This window comes from Mycolicibacterium sarraceniae, from assembly GCF_010731875.1.
Classification (GTDB): Bacteria; Actinomycetota; Actinomycetes; order Mycobacteriales; family Mycobacteriaceae; genus Mycobacterium; species Mycobacterium sarraceniae.
The window spans coordinates 926,965-950,942 of sequence record NZ_AP022595.1; the positions used below are offsets into that span (position 1 = coordinate 926,965).

The 23,978-nt window shown below is 65.9% G+C and carries 25 protein-coding genes and 2 pseudogenes; 15 read left to right on the top strand and 12 right to left on the bottom strand.

Going from position 1 to position 23,978, the window contains the following annotated elements:
* Position 1: 1 nt before the first annotated feature.
* Positions 2–631: a TetR/AcrR family transcriptional regulator gene (locus G6N13_RS04865; protein WP_163701716.1), complete on the bottom strand. Its 630-nt coding sequence runs from the start codon at positions 629–631 to the stop codon at positions 2–4.
* A 90-nt stretch (positions 632–721) separates the two neighbouring features.
* Here G6N13_RS04865 and G6N13_RS04870 point away from each other — a divergent pair, with 90 nt between their 5' ends.
* Together G6N13_RS04870 and G6N13_RS26085 are read left to right on the top strand one after the other, a co-directional pair.
* Complete coding sequence (locus tag G6N13_RS04870) at positions 722–1,636, top strand: alpha/beta hydrolase (protein ID WP_163695030.1); 915 nt, start codon at positions 722–724, stop codon at positions 1,634–1,636.
* 20 nt (positions 1,637–1,656) lie between these two features.
* Positions 1,657–1,792 (top strand): annotated as a pseudogene (locus G6N13_RS26085) (cytochrome P450); the annotation flags it as partial.
* Between the two features lie 39 nt (positions 1,793–1,831).
* Here G6N13_RS26085 and purD read toward each other — a convergent pair.
* Positions 1,832–3,103 (bottom strand): phosphoribosylamine--glycine ligase, encoded by a 1,272-nt coding sequence (gene purD, locus G6N13_RS04875; protein WP_163695031.1) that lies wholly within the window; start codon positions 3,101–3,103, stop codon positions 1,832–1,834.
* Between the two features lie 326 nt (positions 3,104–3,429).
* On the opposite strand from purD, the gene G6N13_RS04880 reads away from it, so the two are divergent.
* From G6N13_RS04880 to G6N13_RS04890, 3 genes are read left to right on the top strand one after another with little or no spacing between them, the layout of a single operon-like run.
* Positions 3,430–4,656: a cytochrome P450 gene (locus G6N13_RS04880; protein ID WP_163701720.1), complete on the top strand. Its 1,227-nt coding sequence runs from the start codon at positions 3,430–3,432 to the stop codon at positions 4,654–4,656.
* 28 nt (positions 4,657–4,684) lie between these two features.
* Positions 4,685–5,038 carry a hypothetical protein gene (locus G6N13_RS04885; protein ID WP_163695032.1) on the top strand — a complete coding sequence of 118 codons (354 nt, stop codon included), beginning with the start codon at positions 4,685–4,687 and terminating at the stop codon, positions 5,036–5,038.
* A 3-nt stretch (positions 5,039–5,041) separates the two neighbouring features.
* Positions 5,042–5,665, top strand: a complete 624-nt coding sequence (locus G6N13_RS04890; RefSeq protein WP_163695033.1) for a TetR/AcrR family transcriptional regulator — start codon at positions 5,042–5,044, stop codon at positions 5,663–5,665.
* Here the strand turns inward: G6N13_RS04890 and G6N13_RS04895 are convergent.
* The 6 genes and pseudogenes from G6N13_RS04895 to G6N13_RS04915 form a co-directional block, all read right to left on the bottom strand.
* Positions 5,662–5,946: a hypothetical protein gene (locus G6N13_RS04895; RefSeq protein WP_163695034.1), complete on the bottom strand. Its 285-nt coding sequence runs from the start codon at positions 5,944–5,946 to the stop codon at positions 5,662–5,664. The genes G6N13_RS04890 and G6N13_RS04895 overlap by 4 nt on opposite strands.
* A gap of 426 nt (positions 5,947–6,372) precedes the next feature.
* Positions 6,373–6,538, bottom strand: a pseudogene (locus tag G6N13_RS24880) (IS701 family transposase); the annotation flags it as partial.
* Positions 6,539–6,606: 68 nt separating this feature from the next.
* Complete coding sequence (locus G6N13_RS04900) at positions 6,607–7,044, bottom strand: carboxymuconolactone decarboxylase family protein (RefSeq protein ID WP_163695035.1); 438 nt, start codon at positions 7,042–7,044, stop codon at positions 6,607–6,609.
* A 2-nt stretch (positions 7,045–7,046) separates the two neighbouring features.
* The gene (locus G6N13_RS04905) at positions 7,047–7,895 is read right to left on the bottom strand and encodes an NAD(P)-dependent oxidoreductase (protein WP_163695036.1); all 849 of its coding nucleotides are present in this window, start codon (positions 7,893–7,895) and stop codon (positions 7,047–7,049) included.
* Positions 7,892–8,644 carry an SDR family oxidoreductase gene (locus G6N13_RS04910; protein ID WP_163695037.1) on the bottom strand — a complete coding sequence of 251 codons (753 nt, stop codon included), beginning with the start codon at positions 8,642–8,644 and terminating at the stop codon, positions 7,892–7,894. The genes G6N13_RS04905 and G6N13_RS04910 overlap by 4 nt, the downstream gene beginning before the upstream one ends.
* Positions 8,645–8,677: 33 nt before the next feature.
* A complete protein-coding gene (locus tag G6N13_RS04915) occupies positions 8,678–10,144 on the bottom strand; it encodes an aldehyde dehydrogenase (RefSeq protein ID WP_163701722.1) in 1,467 nt (488 codons plus the stop codon).
* 175 nt (positions 10,145–10,319) lie between these two features.
* Between G6N13_RS04915 and G6N13_RS04920 the strand changes: the two genes are divergently transcribed.
* From G6N13_RS04920 to G6N13_RS04960, 9 genes are all read left to right on the top strand, one after another.
* Positions 10,320–10,913, top strand: a complete 594-nt coding sequence (locus tag G6N13_RS04920; protein ID WP_163695038.1) for a TetR family transcriptional regulator — start codon at positions 10,320–10,322, stop codon at positions 10,911–10,913.
* On the top strand, positions 10,910–12,124 hold the full coding sequence (locus tag G6N13_RS04925) for a cytochrome P450 (protein ID WP_163695039.1): 1,215 nt from the start codon (positions 10,910–10,912) through the stop codon (positions 12,122–12,124). The genes G6N13_RS04920 and G6N13_RS04925 overlap by 4 nt, the downstream gene beginning before the upstream one ends.
* 14 nt (positions 12,125–12,138) lie before the next feature.
* Entirely contained in the window at positions 12,139–12,963 is an 825-nt protein-coding gene (locus G6N13_RS04930) for an SDR family oxidoreductase (RefSeq protein WP_163695040.1), read from the top strand.
* The gene (locus G6N13_RS04935; RefSeq protein ID WP_163695041.1) at positions 12,960–14,327 is read left to right on the top strand and encodes a lanosterol 14-alpha demethylase; all 1,368 of its coding nucleotides are present in this window, start codon (positions 12,960–12,962) and stop codon (positions 14,325–14,327) included. Before G6N13_RS04930 ends, G6N13_RS04935 begins: the two co-directional genes overlap by 4 nt.
* Before the next feature lie 5 nt (positions 14,328–14,332).
* Positions 14,333–14,536 (top strand): ferredoxin, encoded by a 204-nt coding sequence (locus G6N13_RS04940; protein WP_163695042.1) that lies wholly within the window; start codon positions 14,333–14,335, stop codon positions 14,534–14,536.
* A 20-nt stretch (positions 14,537–14,556) separates the two neighbouring features.
* The gene (locus G6N13_RS04945; RefSeq protein WP_163695043.1) at positions 14,557–15,096 is read left to right on the top strand and encodes a nuclear transport factor 2 family protein; all 540 of its coding nucleotides are present in this window, start codon (positions 14,557–14,559) and stop codon (positions 15,094–15,096) included.
* A gap of 171 nt (positions 15,097–15,267) precedes the next feature.
* Positions 15,268–16,395 (top strand): NDMA-dependent alcohol dehydrogenase, encoded by a 1,128-nt coding sequence (locus G6N13_RS04950; RefSeq protein ID WP_163695044.1) that lies wholly within the window; start codon positions 15,268–15,270, stop codon positions 16,393–16,395.
* 331 nt (positions 16,396–16,726) lie between these two features.
* Positions 16,727–17,158, top strand: coding sequence for a nuclear transport factor 2 family protein (locus tag G6N13_RS04955; protein WP_163695045.1), 432 nt, complete (start codon positions 16,727–16,729; stop codon positions 17,156–17,158).
* Positions 17,151–18,020 carry an SDR family NAD(P)-dependent oxidoreductase gene (locus G6N13_RS04960; protein ID WP_163695046.1) on the top strand — a complete coding sequence of 290 codons (870 nt, stop codon included), beginning with the start codon at positions 17,151–17,153 and terminating at the stop codon, positions 18,018–18,020. Before G6N13_RS04955 ends, G6N13_RS04960 begins: the two co-directional genes overlap by 8 nt.
* Position 18,021: 1 nt before the next feature.
* On the opposite strand, the gene G6N13_RS04965 is transcribed toward G6N13_RS04960, so the two are convergent.
* Together G6N13_RS04965 and G6N13_RS04970 are read right to left on the bottom strand one after the other, a co-directional pair.
* A complete protein-coding gene (locus G6N13_RS04965; RefSeq protein ID WP_163695047.1) occupies positions 18,022–19,986 on the bottom strand; it encodes an ArnT family glycosyltransferase in 1,965 nt (654 codons plus the stop codon).
* A gap of 4 nt (positions 19,987–19,990) precedes the next feature.
* On the bottom strand, positions 19,991–21,211 hold the full coding sequence (locus tag G6N13_RS04970; RefSeq protein WP_163695048.1) for a bifunctional glycosyltransferase family 2/GtrA family protein: 1,221 nt from the start codon (positions 21,209–21,211) through the stop codon (positions 19,991–19,993).
* A 108-nt stretch (positions 21,212–21,319) separates the two neighbouring features.
* On the opposite strand from G6N13_RS04970, the gene G6N13_RS04975 reads away from it, so the two are divergent.
* The gene (locus tag G6N13_RS04975) at positions 21,320–21,724 is read left to right on the top strand and encodes an HIT family protein (RefSeq protein WP_163695049.1); all 405 of its coding nucleotides are present in this window, start codon (positions 21,320–21,322) and stop codon (positions 21,722–21,724) included.
* Here the strand turns inward: G6N13_RS04975 and G6N13_RS04980 are convergent.
* Together G6N13_RS04980 and phoP are read right to left on the bottom strand one after the other, a co-directional pair.
* A complete protein-coding gene (locus G6N13_RS04980; protein ID WP_163695050.1) occupies positions 21,717–23,153 on the bottom strand; it encodes a sensor histidine kinase in 1,437 nt (478 codons plus the stop codon). The two genes, G6N13_RS04975 and G6N13_RS04980, sit on opposite strands and share 8 nt — an antisense overlap.
* A gap of 38 nt (positions 23,154–23,191) precedes the next feature.
* Entirely contained in the window at positions 23,192–23,911 is a 720-nt protein-coding gene (gene phoP, locus G6N13_RS04985) for a two-component system response regulator PhoP (protein ID WP_163695051.1), read from the bottom strand.
* Positions 23,912–23,978: the final 67 nt, after the last annotated feature.

The window sequence follows — 23,978 nt, forward strand, 5'->3', positions numbered from 1 at the left end:
CTTACACCCGGATGGTGCGCTCGTCGATCGGCGCCAACACGTCGATCACCTCCATCAGCGTGGTCCTGGCCAGCTCACGCGGCCCGTCCTCGTCGCTGACCAACGCCGAGACGACCGCGCCGTCGACGGCGTTGACGAGTGCGGTCACCAGACCGACCCGCATATTGCGGCCCGAACGCGCGACCGCCTCCACCACGGCATCCACCCGCTGCTGCAGCAACCGGCGTTGAATTTCCCTCGACGCAGGCTGGCGGGCGCAGGCGATATAGCGCTCGTAGCGGGCGATCAGCTGTTCACTGCTCGCCTCGCCGTCCGCGTCACCGACCAACAAGTCGACCAGCACGTCAGCGATCGCCTCGGCACCGCGTCGCCGGCGCGGTAACGCGTCGACCCGGGCCCGCAGCTGGGCGGTTTCGACGGCGCAGATGTATTCGACGGCCTTGTGGACCAGATCGTCGAGCGAGGAGAAGTAATAGGTGGTCGACGCCAACGGCAGACCCGCGCGACGCGCCACCGCACGATGGCGCACGGCCTCGAATCCGGCTTCCCGCAGCAGCTCGGCGGCAGCGCTGATCAGCGCATACCGTCGTCGTTCCCCCTTGGGAGTCATTGCTGCCGTCACGTTCAGCAATGCTGCCAGCAGCGTCGAGCCGACATCGCTCTTTAACCGAATCATTACCGTCGCTTTGACCTGGCACTAGGCTGATCTCCCCGCGCTGGCATGATGGACCGAATGGCGAACCTGAGCCGTCGCGCTGTTCTGCGACTCAGCGCCGGAGGCGTAGCCGGCGCCGCGGGTGCCTTCGCTGCTGGTCGGGTGCTGATGTCCACCGCGCATCCGGCCGGTCCCCACATCACGATGGCCGGCGTCGGTACCCCGTTGCTACCGCCCGCCCCGCTGGAGCCCGCCCCGTCGGGCGCCCTCGCCCCCACGATGGTCACCGGCTCGTTCGTGTCCGCCGCGCGCGGCGGGGTCACCACGAATTGGGCCATCGCCCGCCCGCCCGGACAGACCGCGCCGCTGCGACCGGTCATCGCCCTGCACGGCAAGGGCCAGGATGCGGCGGGCGTGATGGCGGGCGGAGTCGAGCAGGGCCTGGCCCAGGCTGTCGCGGCCGGACTGCCGCCGTTCGCTGTCGTCGCCGTCGACGGCGGCGGTAGCTACTGGCACAAGCGCGCATCCGGCGAGGATTCCGGGGCCATGGTTCTCGATGAGCTGATCCCGATGCTCGGCGGTCAAGGGCTGGACACCTCGCGGGTCGCCTTCCTCGGGTGGTCGATGGGCGGCTATGGGGCGCTGCTGCTGGGCGCCCGGCTCGGTCCGGCCCGCACCGCGGCGATCACCGCGGTCAGCCCGGCACTGTGGCTGTCGTCCGGCGCGGCAGCGCCCGGTGCGTTCGACGGTCCCGACGACTTTGCGGCCAACAGTGTCTTCGGCCTTCCGGCGCTCGCGTCGATCCCGATCCGGATCGACTGCGGCACCAGCGATCCGTTCTATTCGGCGACCAAAGAGTTCATCGCACAGCTGCCGCATCCGCCCGCCGGCGGTTTCGCACCGGGTGGGCACGACGGCAGCTATTGGAGCTCGCAACTGCCGGGCGAGCTGACCTGGATGGCGCCGTACTTGGTGGGTTGAGCCCGCACTGAGAGCGACGTTTCTGTTCGGCCAACCGCGACGAGACGGTGTTCGACCGCCAGGGCGAGTTCGACATCACTCGGTCGCCCAACCCGCACTTCGGGTTTGGTGGGGGGCGGGCCGCATTTCCGCCTCGGCACCAACCTGGCCAGGGCCTGCACAGCAACGTCATTCACGGTGTGAAGCGGTTGCCCGTCAAGCTGGCGTGATCCGCCCCTCGGCCGCCGCCAACGCGATATCGGTGCGGAAATGACTGCCGGGCAAGCGAATCGAAGACACTGTCCGGTAGGCGTCTTCGCGCGCGGCCACCAGGTCGGTGCCGGTGCCGACGACCGAGAGCACCCGCCCGCCTGAGGAGATGACGGCACCGTCGTTACGGCGCGCGGTCCCGGCGTGCAGCACGCCGGCGGCTTCCGAGCCGGTGATCACGTCGCCGACCCGGGGGCGTCCGGGATAGTTCTCCGCGGCCACCACGACGGTGACCGCGTACCCGTCGGCCCACTGCAGCGCAGCGAAGTCGGCCAGCGTTCCGGTTGACGTGGCGTGCAACAGCTGGCCCAGCGGGGATTCCAGCAGCGCGAGCACCGCCTGCGTCTCAGGGTCACCGAACCGGCAGTTGAATTCGACCACCGCGGGGCCGGTGGAGGTCATGGCCAGCCCCGCATACAGCAGACCGGAAAACGGGGAGCCGCGGCGAACCAGTTCGGCAGCAACGGGTTCGACGACACTGCTGACCATCGCGGCGGTCGCCTCGGCGGTCAACCACGGCAGCGGTGAATACGCGCCCATACCCCCGGTATTGGGCCCAGCGTCGTTGTCACCGACGCGCTTGAAGTCCTGGGCGGGCAGCAGCGGGACCACGGTCGCGCCGTCGACCAGACAGAACAGCGACACCTCGGGCCCATCGAGGAAGGACTCCAGGAGCACCGGATGCCCGGAGTCCAACAGCGAAGCGGCATGCGCGCGGGCCGCGTCACGGTCAGCGGTCACCACCACGCCCTTGCCTGCGGCCAGCCCGTCATCCTTGACCACCCAGGCGGGTTGGCCGGTGGCCGGGCCGAAACGATCCAGCGCGGCATCCAGGTGAGCGGGGTTGTCGACGGTTTCGCTGCCCGCGGTGCGCACACCGGCCGCGGCCATCACGTCCTTGGCGAACGCCTTGGAGCCTTCGATCCGGGCGGCGTCCTTCGACGGGCCGAAGCAGGCGATGCCTGCGGCGCGCACAGCATCGGCCACCCCGAGCACTAGCGGCACTTCGGGGCCGATGATCACGAGGTCGATCACCAGCTTTCGCGCCAGTGCGGTGACCGCTTCCGCGGAAGTCACGTCGACGTCGTGCTGCTCAGCGACCGCCGAGGTGCCGGCGTTACCGGGCGCGACGGCAAGAAAGTCGACGCAGGTATCTTTGCGCAGGCCCAGCAACAGGGCATGTTCGCGGGCACCGGATCCGATCACGAGGACGCGCACAGGTTCACACCCTATCGCCCGACCCCCCGCTACCAGGTATCGACGAGCCGCCTTAGCGGCGGGAGTTCACCGCGCGCAGCTGCGGCGGTCAGCGTCGCGGCGATCAGGCCACGGTCAGCAGCGGTTCATGTGGTCAGCAGCGGTTCATGCGGGCTGCCGCCCGTCATCGCCTGCGCGCCCAGTCCGTAGCCGCGGCAGTCGATCAGCGGGTGACCGAGTCTTCGTCGGCAATGGTCTCGATGGTCGGCACCATCGGGCATACACTTAGCCCCAAGGTGTATGGTCTTCTGCAAGGTGCGCTACATCACATGAACAGCGAGGTAGATATGACCACCGCAGGCGTGTGCCCGTTCGGAGCGGGCTTCGACTTCGCCGACCCCGACCTGCTCAAAGAGGGCATGCCTGTCGCCCAGCTGGCGCAGTTACGCAAGACCGCGCCGGTGTGGTGGAACGAGGCCCCCTCGGTCTTCGACGACGGCGGGTACTGGGTGATCAGCAAGCACCGCGATATCCGCGACATCTCCCGCGACGGCGACCTGTGGTCGACGAACGCCAAAGGCGTGGTGATGCGGTTCGCCGACGACATGACCAAAGACCAGGTGGAGATCACCAAGGCGCTGCTGATCAACCACGACGCACCCGAGCACACCCGGCTGCGCAAGCTGGTCTCGCGCCTGTTCACCCCGCGCGCCGTGTCCAAGCTGGAGGAGAAGCTGGCCGACGCCGCCCGCGACATCGTGGCCGCGGCCGCCGAGAAAGACACTGGGGAATTCGTTGACGACATCGCGATGCAGCTGCCACTGCTGGCGATCGCCGACCTATTGGGAGTCCCAGAATCGGACCGGCAGAAGCTCTTTCACTGGACCAACAGCATCATGAACTCCGACGACCCGGACTTCGATGAAGACCCGACGGTGGCCAACGCCGAGCTGATGGGTTACGCGTACACGATGGCCGAGCAGCGCCGCCAGTGTCCGGCCGACGACATCATCACCAAGCTGGTGCAGGCCGATTTGGACGGGGAGTCGCTCTCGGAGGTCGAGTTCGCATTCTTCGTGATCCTGCTCGCGGTGGCCGGCAACGAAACCACCCGCAACGCCATGACCCACGGCATGAACGCCTTCTTCGAGAACCCCGACCAGTGGGAGCTTTTCAAGCGCGAGCGGCCGGAGACCACGGCCGACGAGATCGTCCGCTGGGCCACTCCGGTGCACTGCTTCCAGCGGACCGCGACGCGCGATACCGAAATCGGCGGAGTCACGATCCGCGAGGGCCAGCGGGCGGGGCTGTTCTACAGCTCGGCGAACTACGACGAGGAAGTCTTCAACAACCCGTTCCAGTTCAATATCTTGCGTGACCCCAACCCGCACCTCGGGTTCGGCGGCAACGGGGCACACTTCTGCATCGGTGCCAACCTCGCGCGTATGGAGATCAAGCTGATCTTCAACGAGATCGCCAACCAGATCCCCGACATCAGCAAGCTCGGCGAGCCCGTGCGCCTGCGCTCGGGCTGGATCAACGGGGTCAAACAACTGCCTGTCGCCTACCACTAGCGCAGGGGCATCGATAGCATCCCGGGTTATGGGTCACCCGCCGCCTGCCACGCCGCCGCGGTCGGTGGCAGACGTGGCGATCTCGATCATCCTGATGGTGCTGACGGTGTTAGTGGGCGCGGGCGCGGCCTTTCTCGGCCTGTTCATGCTGGCGTTCCTGGATCACTGTCCGCCCGCGACGTGCAGTGTCGAGGGGGCCGTCACCTCGGTGCTGAGCGCGGTGGGCATCGTCGCACTGGTGGGTGTACTCGGCATCGTCACCAGCATCATCGCGTTGGTCGGGCGGAAACGGGCCTGGCCGTTCACCCTCGACACGTTCGGGATGTGCCTGGCCATGCTGGTCGTCGACTGGGTCGCCTTCTCGGCGGCAGTGGGCGGGTAGATCGTGCGGACCCACGGCTGGTCGGGATCGGCGCCGGCCACCGACGAAGAAGCGGTTGCGCGGATTCTGGCCGCGGCGAATAAGGCCATCGATGCCCGCGGGGCGGATCTGAGCATCGCCGACGTCGCCCGCACCCTCGGGGTGACCCGCCAGACGGTGTATCGCTACTTCCCCAGCACCGACGCGCTACTGCAGGCCGCGGCGATGGCGTCCGCAACCGGATTCCTCGACCGGATGGCCGCGCACCTTTCCGGTATCACCGACCCGGCCGAGGCGGTCACCGAAGGGATTGCCGCAGCGGTGGAATCGCTGCCGAACGATAAACATATGGGTCTGTTACTCGGGCCGGAACGCGTCGGCGCATTCAGCGCCGAGGTCACCTCGGATGTCGCGCTGGCGTTCGCCGGCTCGCTGCTTCGCCGATTCGATGTCGACTGGGCCGCAAGAGGATTCAGCGATAGCGATCTCGACGAACTCGGTGAGCACCTGCTGCGGATCGTGCAGTCCTTCATGGTGGACCCGGGCCGGCCGCCGCGGCACGGTGCCGAGTTGCGCCGGTATCTGCGCCGCTGGGTGGGCGCGGCCTTGTTCAGTGTCGATCACCCGTCAACGCGCACAAGCGATTAGGGAGCGGGCACGCCGTCCTGCACCTGGACATTGATCGGCGCGGACGTCGCCGCGTGACCGACGTGGTCGGCCATGACGAGGCCGGGCCACATCATCGCGGCGAAGATCGCGCAGACCGATACCACCGGCGGGCAGAGCACGATGACCGTCGTGTCGACGACCTTGACCCACTGCGACACCTGACGAACGATCCTGGCCTGCTTGGGCGCTGGCTCCGCCCACAGGCTGAGCATGGTCGGGGCAGTCCACGAGTCGGCAGTCCACGATTCGTATGCGGTCATAGTAGTCATTGCCACTCCTGCCCTTGGATCGAGGCCCGCGGCGCTCGATTTCACTTTGGTAACACTGGTGCACAAATGTCACATTTGTGACACGACGCGATAACCGTTTGCGATCTGGCCGTTTCCTTACCGTTGTCTTACGGACCTCTTTGTTATTAAGCGCGCCCCGTCATCGACGGCAATACGCTGGCTGGCGTGCGCTCGGAGTCAGGTCCCTTCCTGCACCATCCGCGACCGCCGTTGTCACAGCACATCAGCTACATCGGCTACTGGGAGCACGACGGGTGTGCCCCACACCGCAGCACGGTCCTACCCCACGGTGCCGTGCGGTGACGCTGCTCATCGATCTCAGCGACCGAGAGCAGATGGAGTTCGCCGTCGTCGGCCAGCCGGCAGTGCGGCTAGTACTGCAGCCGTAGATCGGGATCATTGATTCTGGCGTCGTCGGTAGTGGCATTGTCGGGCTCGGTATTGGTGTCGTCGTCGCCATCGTGACCAGGCCAGCAGGGTGGCGATGGCGTTCGAAGGCGGTTGCCACGGCCAGGAAGGCGTGGGCAAGCATGGCCAGGGTGGTCCAGCGGCACCAGGGTGGGGACGCGCCGGTTGGCCGCCATCGCCAGCACATATCCCAGGCCATGACGAAACCCCGTGCGAGCGCGGCTAGTCCTCGAGCTTCCGGCCGCTGTGCATCTTGAGCGCGTCGTTGACGTTGGCCTTCTTGTCCTCGCTCTGACCTGCCTCGGCAGCCTTCTTGCGCTTGGCCGCGACCTTGGTGACCGCCCCGTCCAGTTTCGAGCCCAACGGGAAGCCGAGGTAGTGCGTCAGGAAGATCGCCATCTCCTTGAGCTCCTCGGCGGTGAGCTCTTCGTTGTGCAGGGCGGCGTTGGCCTGGATCTCGGCCAGATCGGAAATGCCGAGCGCGGTGACGACAGTCAGCGTCATGATGCGCTTGTCCCGCATGGTCAATCCGGGTCGCGTCCAGATGGTGCCGAACAGGTGGTCGGCGGTCAGCGCGAAGTAGTCACCCGGCGAGTCGGGCATCTCCCAGCCGTAGACCTCGTTCATCTTCTCAAGGCCCTTGCGGCGTAACTCGTCCATCGTCACTCCTTCGTGTTGGGGACACCGAGCCCGGCGGCCAGGTCGCGTAATGCGATCTCGGCCAACGGCAGGTCCACACCGTTGGCTTCGCCGAGAGCGAGAGCCAGCTTCAGATCCTTCTCGGCCAGCCCGCGGGTGTGGATGAACATGTTGTAGACGAAGTGCTCGGGCGTCAGGGGTTTGGTGTCGTCGCGGACCATGATCGCACCGGGCCCACCACTCTGCGCGTCGCTGTGCCGCACCACGCGGCCCAGCTTCTGCAGGTCGATACCGGCCGCCTCGGCGAGCCTGGACGCCTCAGTCGCCGCGGTAAAACCGATGAACGTCAACATGTTCCGAGCGATCTTCATCCGAGTCCCGGCACCGGGCTCGCCGGCACGCACCACCAGCGATGCCCACTGCTTGAACACCGGCTTGACCAACTCGTAGGCGTCGTCATCGGCGCCGACCATCACGGCCAGCTCACCCTTGTCGGCGGCACCGGCGCCGCCACTGACCGGGGCATCGACAATGCGAATACCCTTGGGCTGCAACTGCTCAGCCAGCTCGGCCGCGGTGCCAGGCTCGATGGTGGAATGGATCGCGATGACCGTTCCCGGCTTGGCGTGCTCGGCGAGCTCGCTCACCACATCGCGGACCTGCGCGTCGTTGAGCACGGTCACTTCGATGACATCGGCCACTGCGACATCGGCGACGCTGTCAGCCAGCGTGGCGCCGAGTTCGGCCAGCGGCATCATGGCCTCGGTCCGCACATCGAACACGATGAGGCCGCCGGGCCACTCCACGAGCCGCTTGGCCATCGGCGCACCCTGGTTTCCCAGCCCGATGTAGCCAACCTTGATATCGCTCATGAACGGAAGATCTGTCCGCCGTCGACATTGAAGATCTGCCCGGTGATCCACTTCGCCTGATCCGACAGCAGGAACAGGCACATGCCGACTAGATCGTCGACTTCACCCATGCGCGACAGGGGAATTCCCTTGATGATATCGGCCACCATTTCCTGCGGCGTGGTCGTGCGGTTGGCCTCGGTGTTGATCGGACCGGGCGCGATGGCGTTGATCCGGATGTTCTGGCCGCCGAGTTCGGTCGCCAGCTGCTGGGTGAGGCTGTTCACCCCGGCCTTGGCCAGGCCATAGAAGTTCGAGTACAGCCATGCCGCCGTGGACGATTGGTTGATGATCGCGCCGCCGCCGCGCTTGGCCATCTTGCGGTAGACCGCTCGGGTACACACCAGCGCGCCGTCGAGGTTCACGCTCATGAACTTCTTGTAGTAGTCCCAGTCCACCGTGATCAGGAAGTCGAGCTTCATCCCGCCGAAGATGGCGGCGTTGTTGACCAGGTAATCGATACCGCCGAACTCGGCGAGCGTCTGATCGGCCATGGCTTTGGCCGACACCGGATCACTGACGTCGACCGGCAGCGCGAGCGCGATGCCGCCTTCACCCTTGATACCGTCGACGACCTTCTGTGCGCCTTCGATGTTGATATCGGCGACCACCACGGCCGCGCCCTCACGGGCGATGGCCTCGGCGTAGGCCTGGCCGATGCCGCCGCCCGCGCCGGTGATGATGGCGACCTTATTGTCGAACTGTCCCATGCTCGTTCACTCCTTCTGTAGGAAGGGCCACATCTAGACAGCCGTGGCAATGACTTTCAGTTCCAGGTATTCCTCGAAGCCGGCGACCCCCATCTCAGAGCCGATGCCGGACTGCTTGTAGCCGCCGAACGGAACGTCCGCGGAGTACCACACCCCGCCGTTGACGTTGACGGTGCCAACCCGCAACCGGTTCGCGACACCCTGCGCGCGATCGTTATCGCTGCTGAACACGGTGCCTGACAACCCGTACGGCGAATCGTTGGCGATGCGGATCGCGTCGTCGTCGCCGTCGTGGGCGATGACGGTCAGCACCGGACCGAAGATCTCTTCGCGTGACACCCGAGCACTGTTGTCCAAGCCGGCGATCACGGTCGGCTCGATGAAATACCCGGTGTCACGGTCGGCCGGCCGGCCGCCGCCGCAGGCGAACCGGCCACCCTCATCGATCGCCAAGTCGAGGTAGGACTGCACCCGATCGCGTTGACGCTCGGAAATGACGGGCCCGCAGATGGTTTTGGGACTGGTCGGGTCACCTGGCTTGAGCCCGGCCATGGTCGCCGCGGCGGCCTCGACCGCTTCGTCGTAACGCGCCCGCGGCACCACCAGGCGGGTGGTGATCGCGCAGCCCTGCCCGGCGTGCATCGAGGCGGTGAACGCCGCCATCGAGCAGGCGCCGGCCAGATCGGCGTCATCGAGCACCAGGAATGCCGACTTGCCACCGAGCTCGAGGAAGACCTTCTTGATGGTGGCCGCGCCGGCAGCCATCACCGCACGGCCAGTGTTGGTGGAACCGGTGAACGACACCATGTCGATCCGCGGGTCGCTGGACAGCAGCGCCCCGACCGAGTGGTCGTTGGACGTGACGATATTGACCACGCCGGGCGGGATATCGGTGTATTCAGCAATCAGTTCACCGAGAACCGCTGCGCACCATGGGGTATCGGGTGCGGGCTTGAGGACGATGGTGTTGCCCGCCGCCAGGGCGGGGCCCAGCTTGGCGAGGTTGATCTGATGCGGAAAGTTCCACGGGGTGATGGCGCCGACGACACCGACCGCCTCCCGGGAGATGGTTCGCTCGGTCTTGATGCCCATCGGCGATGCGACGCCGAGATCTTGCCGCCAGGAATAGTTCTCAGCGGTGTCGGCACAGAAGGACAGGTCTTCGACCGGCCCTTCGAGCTGGGCGGCCGAGGTCAGCATGCGGGGGGCGCCCACCTCAGCGATGGTCATCTCGCGGAGTTCTTCCACGTTGGCCTTCATCGCATCGCGCAGCTGCCGGATGGAACGCACCCGAAGTTCGGTGTTGGTGGACCAGTCGGTGGTGTCGAACGCGCGACGGGCGGCATCGACCGCCCGGCTCATGTCCTCGGCATTGGCGTCGGCGGCCGTGCCCAGAATCTCCTCAGTCGCCGGGTTGATCGTCGGGTACCTGCCGTTGCCACCGGGCACCAGCTTCCCGTCGATGAAGAGGTCACTGTTCCGGTCGGCCGCAATCGCCATCCCGACTCCCGTCTGCTTCATTGGACACGTGTCCGAGAATCCGTCTTTCGCACCATAGCCGCAGACGCGCCCATGGTGCAAGGCTCTGCGCAGAAGCCGACCAGAACAGGTTGCTGACATGCTAATTACCTGAGATCGCTTGCCTATGTGGGCATCATTCCGATAACTTGGACATGTGTCCAGCGATACTGCGCTAGCCGTCACCCCGGGTGGTGAGGGCACGCCGCGCAATCGCCGCCAGGAAGAGACCTTCCGCAAGGTGCTGCGGGCCGGTCTGGAGATGCTGCGCGAAACGTCGTACGCCGATCTGACGGTGCGGGCGGTGGCGGCCCGCGCGAAGGTGGCGCCGGCGACGGCGTACACCTATTTCTCCTCGAAGAACCACCTGATCGCCGAGGTCTACCTAGACCTGATGCGCCAGGTCCCGTATTTCACCGACGTCAACGACAGCCGGCTGCACCGCGTCGAGAAGTCACTGCGGAGCCTGGCCTTGGTGATCGCCGACGAGCCGGAGTTCGCCGCGGCCTGCACCACCGCGGTATTGAGCAACGACGCCGGGGTACACCCGGCACGCGATCGCATCGGCGCTGAGATTCACAAACGGATCAGATCGGCGCTGGGGCCGGACGCGGATCCGCAGATCGTGTCCGCACTGGAGATGACGTACTACGGCGCGCTCGTGCACGCCGGTACCGGCGCGATGAGCTACCGCCAGGTCGCCGACCGAATCGGTTATGTCGCGGGACTTATCCTGGGAGAGAACGAATGACGGTACAGAGTCCAGACGTGATGCTGGATCCCTACAACTACGACTTCCACGAGGATCCGTACCCGTACTACAAGCGGCTGCGCGACGAAGCCCCGCTGTATCACAACGAGGAGCTGAAGTTCTGGGCGCTGTCCCGCCATCAGGATGTCTTGCAGGGTTTCCGCAACAGCACAACGCTGTCCAATAAATTCGGTGTCTCCCTGGATCCGGCATCCCGCGGTCCGCACGCGTCTAAAACGATGTCCTTTCTGGCCATGGACGACCCGTCGCATCTGCGCCTGCGGACCCTGGTCTCAAAAGGGTTCACCCCGAGGCGGATTCGTGAGCTGGAACCCCGGGTCACCGAGATCGCCGTCAAGCACCTCGACACTATGCTCGAGAAGGCCGCCGCCGGTGAAATCGTGGACTATGTCGACGAGTTCGCGGGCAAGCTGCCGATGGATGTCATCTCCGAACTCATGGGAGTGCCCCAACCCGACCGCGCTCAGGTCCGGGCCTGGGCCGATGGCGTGATGCACCGCGATGAAGGTGTCACCGATGTGCCACCGGAGGCCGTCGAAGCGTCGCTCAACCTGATCGTCTACTACCAGGCGATGGTGGAGGAGCGGCGCAAGACCCCCGCCGACGATCTCACGACGGCCCTCCTGGACGCCGAGATCGACGGCGACCGGCTGACCGACGACGAGGTCCTCGGGTTCATGTTCCTGATGGTCATCGCCGGTAACGAGACCACTACCAAACTGCTTGCCAACGCCGCATTTTGGGGACACAAGAACCCCGACCAGCTGGCCGGCGTCTACACCGACCTGTCCCGGGTGCCGCTGTGGGTCGAAGAGACCCTGCGCTACGACACCTCGAGCCAAATCCTGGCTCGCACCGTCGCCGGCGATCTGACTTTGTACGACACTGTCATTCCCGACGGTGACGTGGTCCTGCTCCTGCCCGGATCAGCCCACCGCGACGAGCGCGTCTTCGAGAGGCCCGATGACTACCTCATCGGACGCGATATCGGCGCCAAGCTCCAGAGCTTCGGCAGCGGCGCACACTTCTGCCTCGGCGCTCACTTGGCCCGTATGGAGGCGCGAGTGGCCTTGGAAGAGTTGTTCACACGTATCCGCGGCTATGAAGTGGACGAGGCCAACTCGGTTCGCGTCCACTCCAGCAACGTCCGTGGTTTCGCCCACCTGCCCATCACAGTGCAGCCTCGCTAGAAGGATCTAGTCACATGCCACGTTTCGCTCCCCTCCCCGACCGCAGGCCCGCGCTGGTTGCCGGTGCGTCGTCCGGGATCGGTGAAGCCACCGCGATCAAGCTCGCCGCCAACGGTTTTCCCGTCGCGCTCGGTGCTCGTCGGGTGGACAAGCTGCAGGAGATCGTCGGGAAGATCCGTGCCGACGGTGGCGAGGCCATCGCGGTGCACCTCGACGTCACCGACCCCGACTCGGTGAAGGCCGCCGTGGAGCAGACCACTTCCGAACTCGGCGAGATCGAGGTGTTGGTGGCCGGTGCGGGTGACACGTACTTCGGCAAGCTCGACTCAATCAGCATCGACGAGTTCGAGTCCCAGATCCAGATCCATCTGGTCGGCGCCTACCGGGTGGCTTCCGCGGTCCTGCCGGGCATGCTCCAACGCCAGCGCGGCGACCTGATCTTCGTGGGATCTGACGTGTCGCTGCGACCACGGCCCCACATGGGCGCCTACGGTGCGGCCAAGGCCGCCCTGGTGTCGATGGTGACCAACTACCAGATGGAACTGGAAGGCACCGGGGTGCGCGCCTCGATCGTCCATCCCGGCCCGACCAAGACCTCGATGGGCTGGAGCCTGCCCGCCGAACTCATCGGACCTGCACTCGACGACTGGGCCAAGTGGGGCCAAGCGCGACATGACTACTTCATGCGCGCCGCCGACCTCGCGCGCGCCATCACATTTGTGGCGGAAACCCCCCGCGGCAGCTTCATCGCGAATATGGAGCTCCAGCCCGAAGCTCCCTTGGCCGGCAACACATCTCGTCAGAAGCTCACCCTTGGCGAGGAAGGAATGCCCGCATGACGAACCCAGCAGCCACCAAGGTGGTCACGCGCGTCTCCGGTGGAGAGGAGGAGCACGGCCACCTCGAGGAATTCCGCACCGATCCGATCGGCTTGATGAAACGCACTCGCGACGAGTGCGGGGATGTCGGCTGGTTTCAGCTTGTCGACAAGCCGGTCGTCATGCTGTCGGGCGCCGAGGCCAACGAGTTCTTCTTCCGCTCCAGCGACGCCGAGCTGAACCAGGCCGAGGCCTACCCCTTCATGACGCCGATCTTCGGCGAGGGCGTGGTGTTCGACGCCGATCCCGAGCGCCGTGCAGAGATGCTGCACAACACCGCACTGCGCGGCGAACAGATGAAGGGCCACGCAGCCACCATCGAGAACGAGGTCAAAAAGATCGTTGCCGATTGGGGTGATGAAGGCGAGATCGAGCTGCTGGACTTCTTCTCTGAACTGACGATCTACACCTCGACCGCGTGCCTGATCGGGCTCAAGTTCCGTGAGCAGCTCGACCGTCGGTTCGCCGAGTACTACCACGATCTCGAGCGCGGGACCGACCCCCTCTGCTACGTCGACCCTTATCTCGACATCGAGAGCTTCCGCATCCGCGACGAGTCGCGCGTGAAACTTGTTGCGCTGGTGCAGGAGATCATGGACGGCCGGATCGCCAACCCACCCAAGGGCAAGGAGGACCGCGACCTACTCGACGTGCTGGTCTCGATCCGCGATGAAGAGGGCAATCCGCGCTTCAGCGCCAACGAGGTCACCGGCATGTTCATCTCTTTGATGTTCGCCGGGCACCACACGAGTTCGGGAACCTCGGCGTGGACGCTGATCGAGCTGATCCGCCACCCGGGCACCTACGCCGAGGTGCGCGGCGAGCTCGACGAGCTCTACGCCGACGGCCAGGAGGTGAGCTTCCATGCACTGCGCCAGATTCCGAAACTGGACAACGTCGTCAAGGAGACGCTGCGCCTGCATCCACCGCTGATCATCCTGATGCGCGTCGCGCAGGACGAGTTCGAGGTGCAGGGCTACCCGATTCACAAAGGCGATTTCGTCGCAGCCTCGCCGGCGATCTCCAACCGCATCCCGGAGGACTTTCCAGACCCCGACGCGTTCAACCCCGATCGCTACAACAAGCCGGAACAGGCCGATATCGTGAACCGGTGGACCTGGATTCCGTTCGGCGCCGGTAAGCACCGCTGCGTCGGCGCGGCGTTCGCGCAGATGCAGATCAAGGCGATCTTCTCGGTCCTGTTGCGCGAGTACGAGTTCGAGATGGCTCAGCCCGCCCAGACCTATCAGAACGACCACTCCAAGATGGTTGTCCAGTTGGCCCGCCCGGCAAAAGTCCGCTATCGCAAGCGCGTGAAAGCGTAATTCCGGTGGGCTGCTACCGCATCGAGCTCGACGATGACCTCTGCCAGGGGCACGCCATGTGTGAACTGGAGGCGCCCGACGTCTTCACGGTGCCCAAGCGCGGCGTCGTGGAAATCGTCGATGCGCAACCACCCGACGAGATGCGCGACGACGTGGAGCGCGCGATCGAGATGTGTCCCACGAGAGCCCTATCCATCATCGAGAAGTAACCCTAGAGAAGGAATAGACAATGGCGTCACGCGAACAACTCGACGACTGGGTCCAGCGCTGGCTGCAGGCCAACAAGGACAGCGAGAAGGCAGGCGACTGGAAGAACCTGGCGGAGTTCTACACCGAGGACGCCACCTACGGCTGGAACATCGGGCCCAAGGAAGACGTCATGTGCGTCGGCAAGGATCAGATCCGCGATGTCGCGCTCGGCCTGGAGATGGAAGGCCTGGAGAACTGGGTCTACGAGTACCAGAAGGTGCTGGTCGACGAGAAGCAGAACGAGATCGTGGGCTTCTGGAAGCAGATCGCCCACAAGTCCGACGGGACCAGCGACGAGATCTACGGCATCGGCGGCAGCTGGTTCCGCTTGAACGACGATCTGTTGATCGAATGGCAGCGGGACTTCTTCGACTTCGGCCACGTGCAGAAGGCGTTCGTCAAGCTCATCTCCTCCGGTGACCTCACCCCGACCATGCAAAAGCGCATCGAGCGCAGCGTCGCGGGCGAGAAGCTGCCCGGTTACTACCCCCTCGGTGAAGCCCCCGTTCAGATCTGGTGACTACTCGACGCGCGTCAACTAGTAGGCCCCCGGCGGCGACGCAGAAGGTGACGGAGGTCATAATGGTCACCGGAGCAGGAACACGTTCTAATTTTGGCCTAGATTGACCATCCGGTACAGCCGGCCGCCCTGGAGGAGACCGGGGTCGGGTTTCGCGAGTGGAGGTTCGCTGTGAAGACAAAAGGTGCTCTCATTTGGGAGTTCAACCAGCCGTGGTCGATCGAAGAGATCGAGATCGGCGACCCGGTCAAAGACGAAGTCAAAATCCAGATGGAAGCTTCGGGCATGTGTCACTCGGACCATCACCTGGTCACCGGCGGCATCCCGATGTTCGGTTTCCCGGTGCTCGGCGGGCACGAAGGCGCCGGCGTCGTCACCGAGGTCGGACCGGGTGTTGAGGGTCTCGAGCCTGGCGATCACGTCGTACTGTCCTTCATCCCGTCCTGCGGTGCATGTCTGTCCTGTCAGGCCGGTATGCGCAACCTCTGCGATCTGGGCGCCGGGCTGCTCGGTGGGCAGGCCGTCTCCGACGGCACCCACCGCATCACCGCCAAGGGTCAGCCCGTCTTCCCGATGACACTGCTGGGCACGTTCTCGCCCTACATGGTCGTCCACAAGAGCTCGGTCGTGAAGATCGACAAGTCCATCCCGTTCGAGGTGGCCTGCCTGGTGGGCTGCGGTGTCACCACGGGCTACGGCTCAGCGGTCCGCAGCGGCGATGTCCGTCCCGGTGAGGATGTGGCAATCGTCGGCATCGGCGGTGTCGGTATGTCCGCGCTGCAGGGTGCGGTCAACGCGGGCGCCCGCTACGTCTTCGCCATCGACCCGGTGGAGTGGAAGCGCGACCAGGCGCTGAAGTTCGGCGCCACCCACGTCTACCCCGATATCGAGGCGGCCGCCGCCGATATCGCGGAGGTCACCTGGGGACTCATGGCCCGCAAGGTCATTGTCACGGTCGGCGAGCTGCACGGCAAGGATGTCGACAGCTACCTCGGCATCACGGCCAAGGGCGGCACCTGCGTGCTGACCGCGATGGGCAGCATCATGGACAACGAGGCCACGATCAATCTGGCGATGCTCACCCTGATGCAGAAGAATCTGCAGGGCACCGTCTTCGGTGGCGGCAACCCACACTTCGACATCCCGCAGCTGTTGGGGATGTACAAGGCGGGCAAGCTCAACCTCGACGATATGGTCACCCGGCAGTACAAGCTCGAGCAGATCAACGACGGCTACAAGGACATGCTCGAGGGCCGCAACATCCGCGGCGTCATCCGCTACACCGACGAGGACCGCTGACCTGCGCGGTCCCTCACGGACCTTCCGGGCCGTGCCCGCCTTGCCCTATGGCGCGGGCACGGCCCGGAATTCATGAAACGCCACCCATGACTGCCTTCCCGAACCTGTTGCGCCCCGGCCGGATCGGCCGGATGGAATTGCGCAACAGGTTCGTGATGTCTCCGATGGAGACCAACGATTCGTCACCGTACTGGAGACGGGTCGCACGATCGCCCCAGCAGTCGGTCTCAAACGCCGGACGGAGCACATGGACCGGAGTGGGGCTCATCCGCAAGGCCACCGAAGATGACGCTCGCGCTGCCTGCAGTGTCTGATGACAAGGAGAGGGATTATGACCACTACCGAACTGACCCCGGCGCTGGCCGCTTCGCAGGCCTCCTGGAAGTGCGTGATGTCGCACAACCGGGAAGGCTGGCTGGCCCTGATGGCCGACGACGTCGTCATCGAAGACCCGATCGGGCCGGCCATCACCAACCCCGACGGCAACGGTGTGCGGGGCAAGGCGGCCGTCGCCGACTTCTACGACGCCAACATCTCGGTCAACAATCTTCGGGTCACGTGCGAAGAGACGTTCCCGTCCAGCTCCCCGAACGAAGTGGCCCATATCCTGGTGCTACGCAGCCAGTTCGAGGGCGGCCTGACCAGCACGGTGCGCGGGGTGTTCACCTACCACGTCAACGACGCCGGCCTGATCGTCAACATGCGCGGCTACTGGAACATGGACGGCATGCAGTTCAGCCAGGCCTCCGCCGAGGGTGAGTGACCAGCCGCTAGCCGGCTTCGGCGCGGTAGTCGTCGGCGGCTCACGGGGTATCGGTGGTGCCGTGTCCGCGCTGCTGGCTGAGCTCGGCGCGGGTGTGGTGGTGAACGGCCGAGACGCAGCGGCCGTTCACGCCACGGTGTCCGCCATCGCCGATGCCGGCGGCCGTGCCGTCCCCCATGCCGGTTCGGCTGCCGATGAGGCGGTCGCCGAGGACCTGATCGTGCTGTGCGAGAAGGAGTTCGGTGCCGTCGACGCGCTGGTCAACTGTGCGGGGGCGCCCGAGCCGGCGGGGTCGTCGATCCTGAGTGTCACACCCACCGAATTTCGCGATCTCCTCGATGTCCACCTGGGCACCACATTCGCGACCTGCCGCGCGGCCGCGCCCAGAATGGTGGCCAGGGGCCGCGGCGCGATCGTCAACACCAGTTCCTTTGCGTTCCTTGGTGATTACGGTGGCACCGGATACCCAGCGGGCAAAGGTGCGGTGAACGGGTTGACGATGGCCATCGCGGCGGAATTGGCCGAGCACGGGGTGCGGGCGAATGTGGTTTGTCCAGGTGCCAAGACCCGGCTCTCCAGCGGGCCCGATTACGAGGAACACATCGCTGAGCTGCGGCGGCGCGGCATGCTCGACGAGGTCAGTGCGCAAGGCGCCCTCGACGCACCGGCTCCGGAATACGTCGCCCCGATGTACGCCTACCTGGTCAGTGACCTCGCCAGCAAGATCACCGGTCAGATCTTCATCGCCGCAGGCGGTTTCGTCGGCCGCTTCGACCGGCCCTCCCCCGGTTTCATCGCCTACCGGGATCACAACGAGAGCCCGCCTTGGTCGGTCGACGAGGTCGCGGCGATGCTCGCCTGAGCTAGGCCGTCAGGTCGTAGATCATCACCCTGCCGACCCGCTCGGGGGTGAAGTTGCGCTGGACCCATTGCTGGATCAGCGCATTGGTGTCCAGGTGTCCCCACTGGCCCTCGTGGATCGGGTTGGTGACGATGAAGTAGTGAATCCGCTTGGACAACACCAGCCGTAGGAAGGCACCGGGTGCCGGCGACGGGTCGGTGCCGTTAAAGCCACCGACCGGCATTACCGGATAACCACTGGCGAGTTGGTAGCCGGCCGCACAGACCGATCCGACCGTGGCGGCCACCCAGGTGTACCGCTGGGCATCGGCGTCGAGCAGGTCGACCAATTGGCGGTCGGGCACACCCGAGTCCAGCAGCGTGCACCCCACCAGATGCACTCCAGCGCCGGGAGATCCGGTCGGCAGCAGGAATCCGGGACCGGTGGCCACGGTGATCTTGGCTCGCTGGACCGGCCCGACACCCTTGGTCATCGCGGTCACGACACGGGGAACCGGTCCGGCGATCGGCATCGCGCCGACGTTCCCGCGCACCACCGTCGTGACGCTGTAGGCAGCCGGGCCGCCGAGAGCCACCAGCGCGGCGACCGCGACGATCATCGGCGTCGGCATCCGGACGGCCACTGCGGCCAGCAGTACGACCGCGCCGATCGGGACAGCCCACCGCAGCCACGGATAGTAGTCGGGTACATGCCGCAGGACGAGCACCGACGTTGCCGCGGTCAGCACCGCGGCTGCCGCCAATGTACCCTTGGCCCAGCCTCTTTCACGTTCCCGCCAGCACACCGCCACGCCGATCCCGATCACCGCCGCGACCGGCGGGGCCAGAGCCACCGTGTAATAGGCGTGGAAGATTCCCGCCATGAAGCTGAAGACCAGCGCGGTGGTGAGCAGCCAGATGGCCCAGACTAGGAAGGAAGCCCGCCGCCGGTCATCCCGCGGGGCGCGGGCCCACCACGCGAGCAGCGCGATCGCCAACACCAGTGCGGCCGGTAGCAGCCAGCCGATGTCACCGATCTGCTCTGGTTCGAACAGCCGGCCGATACCGGGCTGGCCCCACGGATGTGCCGACGTCCGGCCGCCCGGGTGGACCGGTGAGATGAAGCCAGGCGAACCGGTGCTGCCCGGTTCGTCGCCGTTGAGCCGGCCGATGCCGTTATACCGCATCGTCAGTTCCAGAATCGAATTGGTCTGCGTACCACCGATCCACGGCCGAGTGCTCGCCGGCCACAACTGGACCAACAGCACCCACCAGCCCGCCGAGACCACCGCGGCGCCGAGTCCGAGCACCAGCTGGCCGGCCCGGGCGAGCAGCGACCGGGGCCCGGCCAGCAGATAGGTGATGGCCAGAGCCGGAATCACCAGCGCCACCTCGAGCTGCTTGGTCAGATACCCCAGCCCCAGGCAGGCACCACAGGCCAGCAGCCAGCGTGAGCGCCCGTCGTCGAGCGCCCGTAGTAGCGCCCACACCGCGGCAATCATCAACAGCACCAACAGCGCGTCGGGATTGTTGAACCGGAAGATCGCGACGGCTACCGGGGTAAGCGCCAGAACCGCACCCGCGATCAGTGCGGCAGTCTCGCCGAACGGCCGGCGCACGGCGTCCCACAGCAGTGCCACAGAACCGATCCCGATCAGAGCCTGGGGCGCCAGGATGCTCCACGAGTTGAGGCCGAACATCCGGATTGCCAGCGACGGAAGCCACAGCGACAGTGGGGGTTTGTCGACGGTGATCGAGTTGGCAGCATCCGACGAACCGAACAGGAACGCTTTCCAGGACTGCGCCCCAGCCTGTGCCGCGGCCGAGTAGAAGGCGTTCGCCCAGCCCGAACGGTCCAGGGCCCAGAGGTAGAGCACCCCCGTCGCCGTCAGCAGCGCCAGTAATGCCCAGCGGTGAACCACCCGTCTTGCAGCCCGCGGAACAGCCTCGGCTGTAACGATTATCGGCGGGCCGACCGTGACGGTCATCGCGTCAGCGGGTGGAGGCGCCGAACACCCGCCGCAGCGCAATGAAGCGCACGAGGGTGGCGACAAGGTTGGCCACGACCAGAACCGAGAGTTCGACACCTTTGCCGACGCTCGGATCGAAACGGTGCAGCAGGTAGAGCGAGCCGCTGGTGATGGCCAGTCCGAAGGTGAACACCAGCAGGCCGTGGATGTGGTGGCGGGCGGCGCCGGCCCGACCACGGATGCCGAAGGTGAAGGCCCGGTTGGCGGCGGTGTTGGCGAGTGCGGTCAGCAGCAGCGCCGTCAAGTTGGCGGCCTGCGCGCCGAGCATGGGGTGCAGCCAAAGATAGAGCAGCGCAAAGGCGATGGTGCTGGCGATGCCGATCAGGCCGAAGCGCACCATCTGGCCGACCATGCCGCGCGGCACGCCGGGCACCAGTGGTTCACGGCCAAGTGCCGTCTGAAGGTCGCGTAGCGGCAGGGCGCCGGTGGTCAGCGCCCGGCCCACCCGCCAGCAGCCTTTGAGGTCTCCGATCGCGGTAGCCACGATGTCGACCCGTGAGTCGGGATCGTCGATCCAGTCGACCGGCACCTCGTGGATGCGCAGGCCGGCCTTCTCGGCCAGCACGAGCAGCTCGGTGTCGAAGAACCAGCCGGTGTCGACAATCAGCGGCAGCAGCTGGCGGGCGACATCGGCGCGAACCGCTTTGAAACCGCATTGGGCGTCGGAAAACCGGGCCCCGAGGAATCCGCGCAGCAGCAGGTTGTAGCCGCGGGACACCACCTCACGCTTGATCGGACGCACTACCCGCGAGGAGGGAGCCAGTCGCGACCCGATGGCGATATCGGAATGCCCAGACACCAACGGAGCAACCAAGGGCATCAGCGCCGAGAGATGGGTGGAAAGGTCGACGTCCATATAGGCCACCACGTCGGCGGGCGAGGACGACCACGCGGTGGCCAGCGCTCCGCCGCGACCCTTTGCGTCGAGGTGGAGCACCTCGACGTCGGAGAGTTCCTCGCTGAGCTGCTCGGCAACCCCCAGGGTGCTGTCGGTACTTGCGTTGTCGGCCACCAGGATTCGCGCGCGGTAGGGCACTTCGTCGCGCAGGAACTGGTGGAGGCGGCGTACGCAGCCCGGGAGGTCGTGTTCCTCGTTGTACACCGGGATGACGATGTCCAGAATGTAGCGACCCCCGAGGCCGATCGGAGCAGTGCGTTGCTCGGCCGGCAGGGTGTCGGTCATGGGACCATAGTCACGGGTCAAGCTGCCGTCACACTGGGCCGGATCTGGCAGATTGCTGCGAGGCAGCTCCATAACCAACCCCCGCGCGCTACTCATATGCTTGGCGACATGGCCTCCGTCTTCACCAAGATCATCAACCGTGAACTGCCGGGCCGATTCGTCTACGAGGACGACGAGGTCGTCGCATTCCTGACGATCGAGCCGATGACCCCCGGGCACACCCTGGTGGTACCGCGCGCCGAGGTCGACAACTGGCAAAACGTCGAGCCGGACGTGTTCAACAAGGTGATGGCCGTCTCGCAGCGGATCGGCAAGGCGGTGTGCGCGGCGTTCGGCGCGGAGCGTTCCGGCCTGATCATCGCCGGGCTCGAGGTGCCGCACTTGCACGTGCATGTATTCCCCGCGCGCAACCTCGCCGACTTCGGTTTCGCCAACGTCGACCGCAATCCGTCACCGGCAGCACTGGATGACGCGCAGGCCAAGATCAAGGCTGCGCTGGCTGACCTCAGTTAGACGGGACCGGGGCCGGCACGTCCGCGATGCGCGGCAGGCTGACCGAGAAACAGCAGCCCTGCCCTGGCGCGGTCCGCACGGTGACCCGCCCGCCGTGGGCCCATACCAGCGAGTCCACGATCGACAGGCCCAGCCCGGTGCCGCCACTGGTGCGAGCGCGGGAGGAGTCGGTTCGGTAGAACCGCTCGAACACCCGCTGCGCGTCGTCGGGCGTCATACCCGGTCCTTCGTCGACGACCTCGATCACCGCATCGTCGGCCGCGGTCCCCACCCGAACCGCGATCCCTGCCGTCTCCGGCGTGTGCTGCAGGGCATTGGCCATCAGATTGCCCAGCACCTGGCGTAGCCGCGGCTCGTCGCCGAGGACTTCGGGAGTGCCGGGGCCGTCGAACACCTCCATGGTGATGGTGCGCTTCGGGGCGATGGACTGGGCGTCGTGCACGGCGTCGGTGGCCAGTAGCAGTAGGTCGACGCGGCGCTGCTCGAGTGGGCGTTGCGCGTCGAGGCGGGCCAGGAGCAGCAGATCATCGACCAGCAGGCCCATCCGCCGCGATTCGCTTTCAATGCGCGACATCAACATCTCGACGTCGCGGGCCGCCCCCTGCCGGTAGAGCTCGGCGAATCCGCGGATCGTGGTCAACGGGGTGCGCAACTCGTGGCTGGCGTCGGTGATGAACCGCCGCATCCGTTCCTCCGATGTGCGCGCCGCGTCGGCGGACTCCCCCGAGGACGCCATCGCACTCTGGATCTGGGCGAGCATGCCGTTCAGGGCCAGTGACAGCCGACCGACCTCGGTGCGCGGATCCCGTTCCGGCACACGGCGATCGAGCTGCCCGGCGGCGATAGCGGCGGCGGTTTTCTCGACTTCGACCAAGGGGCGCAGGCTGCGGTGCACCACCCAGTACCCGGCGACGCCGAGGATCACCAGGACGGCGGTGCCGATAGCGACCTGCGACCAGGCCAGGCCGCGCACGGTGGACTGGATGTCGGACATGTCGATGGCGACGGTGGTCAGTTCGCCGTTGGGCCCCTGCACCGACACCGCGCGCCATTGGACGTTGGAGTGGTCCAGCGAACCGACGGTCACCGGCGCGGAGCCCACGTCGTTGTCGTCGGGAAGAGCGGGTTCGGCGTCACGGTCGTTGACCGCCATCCAGATGTGGCCGTCGGCGTCGACACCGCGGACGTAGAAGTTGGACGGCGGGCGAGCCGGGTTGGGGCCCTCGTCGGGTGGCGGCATCCGGCGCGGGGCCTGCGCCCAGCCGCGCGAGGCGTCCAGCAGAGTCTGGTCGGCCCGGTTGACGAGGTCGTGCTGCAACGTCGAGGTGACGGCGATCCCGGAGGCGAGCAATCCGCAGCCCACGAGCAGCAGCATGGCAGCCACCAGGCCAACTCTCAGCGGCAGCGCTCGATGGTGGGGCGTGGGCATCTCTCTATTGTCCGCGCCGTTCGGCGCGCCACGCCGGATTACCGCGGCTCCCGCAGCACGTATCCGACACCGCGCAGGGTGTGCAGGAGACGCTTCTCGCCGGTGTCGATCTTGCGGCGCAGGTAGGAAACGTAGGACTCGACGACGTTGACGTCGCCGCCGAAGTCGTAGCGCCAGACGTGGTCGAGGATCTTGGGCTTGCTGAGCACAGTGCCGGCGTTGATGACGAAATAGCGCAGCAGGGTGAATTCGGTCGGCGAGAGCGAGACTGGTTCGCCGGCTTTCCACACCTCGTGGGTGTCCTCGTCGAGCTCGATGTCGGCGAAGCTCAGGCGGGAGTTGCGCGGCTCTTCGACGCCCTTGCCTGCGCGGCGCAGGATGACGCGCAGGCGGGCGACGACCTCTTCGAGGCTGAAGGGCTTGGTGACGTAATCGTCGCCGCCGAGGGTGAGGCCGGCGATCTTGTCCTGCAGGCTGTCGCGGGCAGTGAGGAACAGCGCGGGCGCGTCGATACCGTCGGCGCGCAGCCGGCGCAGCACCCCGAACCCGTCCATACCGGGCATCATCACGTCGAGGATCACCGCGTCGGGACGCACCTCACGGGCCCGGTCCAGGGCTGCTGGCCCACTTGAGGCGGTGTGTACCTCGAATCCCTGAAACTTCAGACTCACGGACAACAGTTCGACAATATTGGTCTCGTCGTCCACGACGAGGACCCGTGCCTCTGGTTTTGCTTCAGTTGTGACTGGTGCGGCCATGCTGACAATTTCCTCTCACATTGTTGAAACAAGGCTGCCGGAGCACTGTGAGATTGCTGTGAGTTGA

Bases quoted from the DNA above. Each gene is read 5' to 3' on its own strand.
- G6N13_RS04870 (WP_163695030.1), top strand. From the start codon at position 722: ATGATGGACCGAATGGCGAACCTGAGCCGTCGCGCTGTTCTGCGACTC.
- G6N13_RS04880 (WP_163701720.1), top strand. From the start codon at position 3,430: ATGACCACCGCAGGCGTGTGCCCGTTCGGAGCGGGCTTCGACTTCGCC.
- G6N13_RS04885 (WP_163695032.1), top strand. From the start codon at position 4,685: ATGGGTCACCCGCCGCCTGCCACGCCGCCGCGGTCGGTGGCAGACGTG.
- G6N13_RS04895 (WP_163695034.1), bottom strand. From the start codon at position 5,946: ATGACCGCATACGAATCGTGGACTGCCGACTCGTGGACTGCCCCGACC.
- G6N13_RS04900 (WP_163695035.1), bottom strand. From the start codon at position 7,044: ATGGACGAGTTACGCCGCAAGGGCCTTGAGAAGATGAACGAGGTCTAC.
- G6N13_RS04905 (WP_163695036.1), bottom strand. From the start codon at position 7,895: ATGAGCGATATCAAGGTTGGCTACATCGGGCTGGGAAACCAGGGTGCG.
- G6N13_RS04910 (WP_163695037.1), bottom strand. From the start codon at position 8,644: ATGGGACAGTTCGACAATAAGGTCGCCATCATCACCGGCGCGGGCGGC.
- G6N13_RS04915 (WP_163701722.1), bottom strand. From the start codon at position 10,144: ATGGCGATTGCGGCCGACCGGAACAGTGACCTCTTCATCGACGGGAAG.
- G6N13_RS04925 (WP_163695039.1), top strand. From the start codon at position 10,910: ATGACGGTACAGAGTCCAGACGTGATGCTGGATCCCTACAACTACGAC.
- G6N13_RS04930 (WP_163695040.1), top strand. From the start codon at position 12,139: ATGCCACGTTTCGCTCCCCTCCCCGACCGCAGGCCCGCGCTGGTTGCC.
- G6N13_RS04935 (WP_163695041.1), top strand. From the start codon at position 12,960: ATGACGAACCCAGCAGCCACCAAGGTGGTCACGCGCGTCTCCGGTGGA.
- G6N13_RS04945 (WP_163695043.1), top strand. From the start codon at position 14,557: ATGGCGTCACGCGAACAACTCGACGACTGGGTCCAGCGCTGGCTGCAG.
- G6N13_RS04955 (WP_163695045.1), top strand. From the start codon at position 16,727: ATGACCACTACCGAACTGACCCCGGCGCTGGCCGCTTCGCAGGCCTCC.
- G6N13_RS04965 (WP_163695047.1), bottom strand. From the start codon at position 19,986: ATGACCGTCACGGTCGGCCCGCCGATAATCGTTACAGCCGAGGCTGTT.
- G6N13_RS04970 (WP_163695048.1), bottom strand. From the start codon at position 21,211: ATGACCGACACCCTGCCGGCCGAGCAACGCACTGCTCCGATCGGCCTC.
- G6N13_RS04975 (WP_163695049.1), top strand. From the start codon at position 21,320: ATGGCCTCCGTCTTCACCAAGATCATCAACCGTGAACTGCCGGGCCGA.
- G6N13_RS04980 (WP_163695050.1), bottom strand. From the start codon at position 23,153: ATGCCCACGCCCCACCATCGAGCGCTGCCGCTGAGAGTTGGCCTGGTG.
- phoP (WP_163695051.1), bottom strand. From the start codon at position 23,911: ATGGCCGCACCAGTCACAACTGAAGCAAAACCAGAGGCACGGGTCCTC.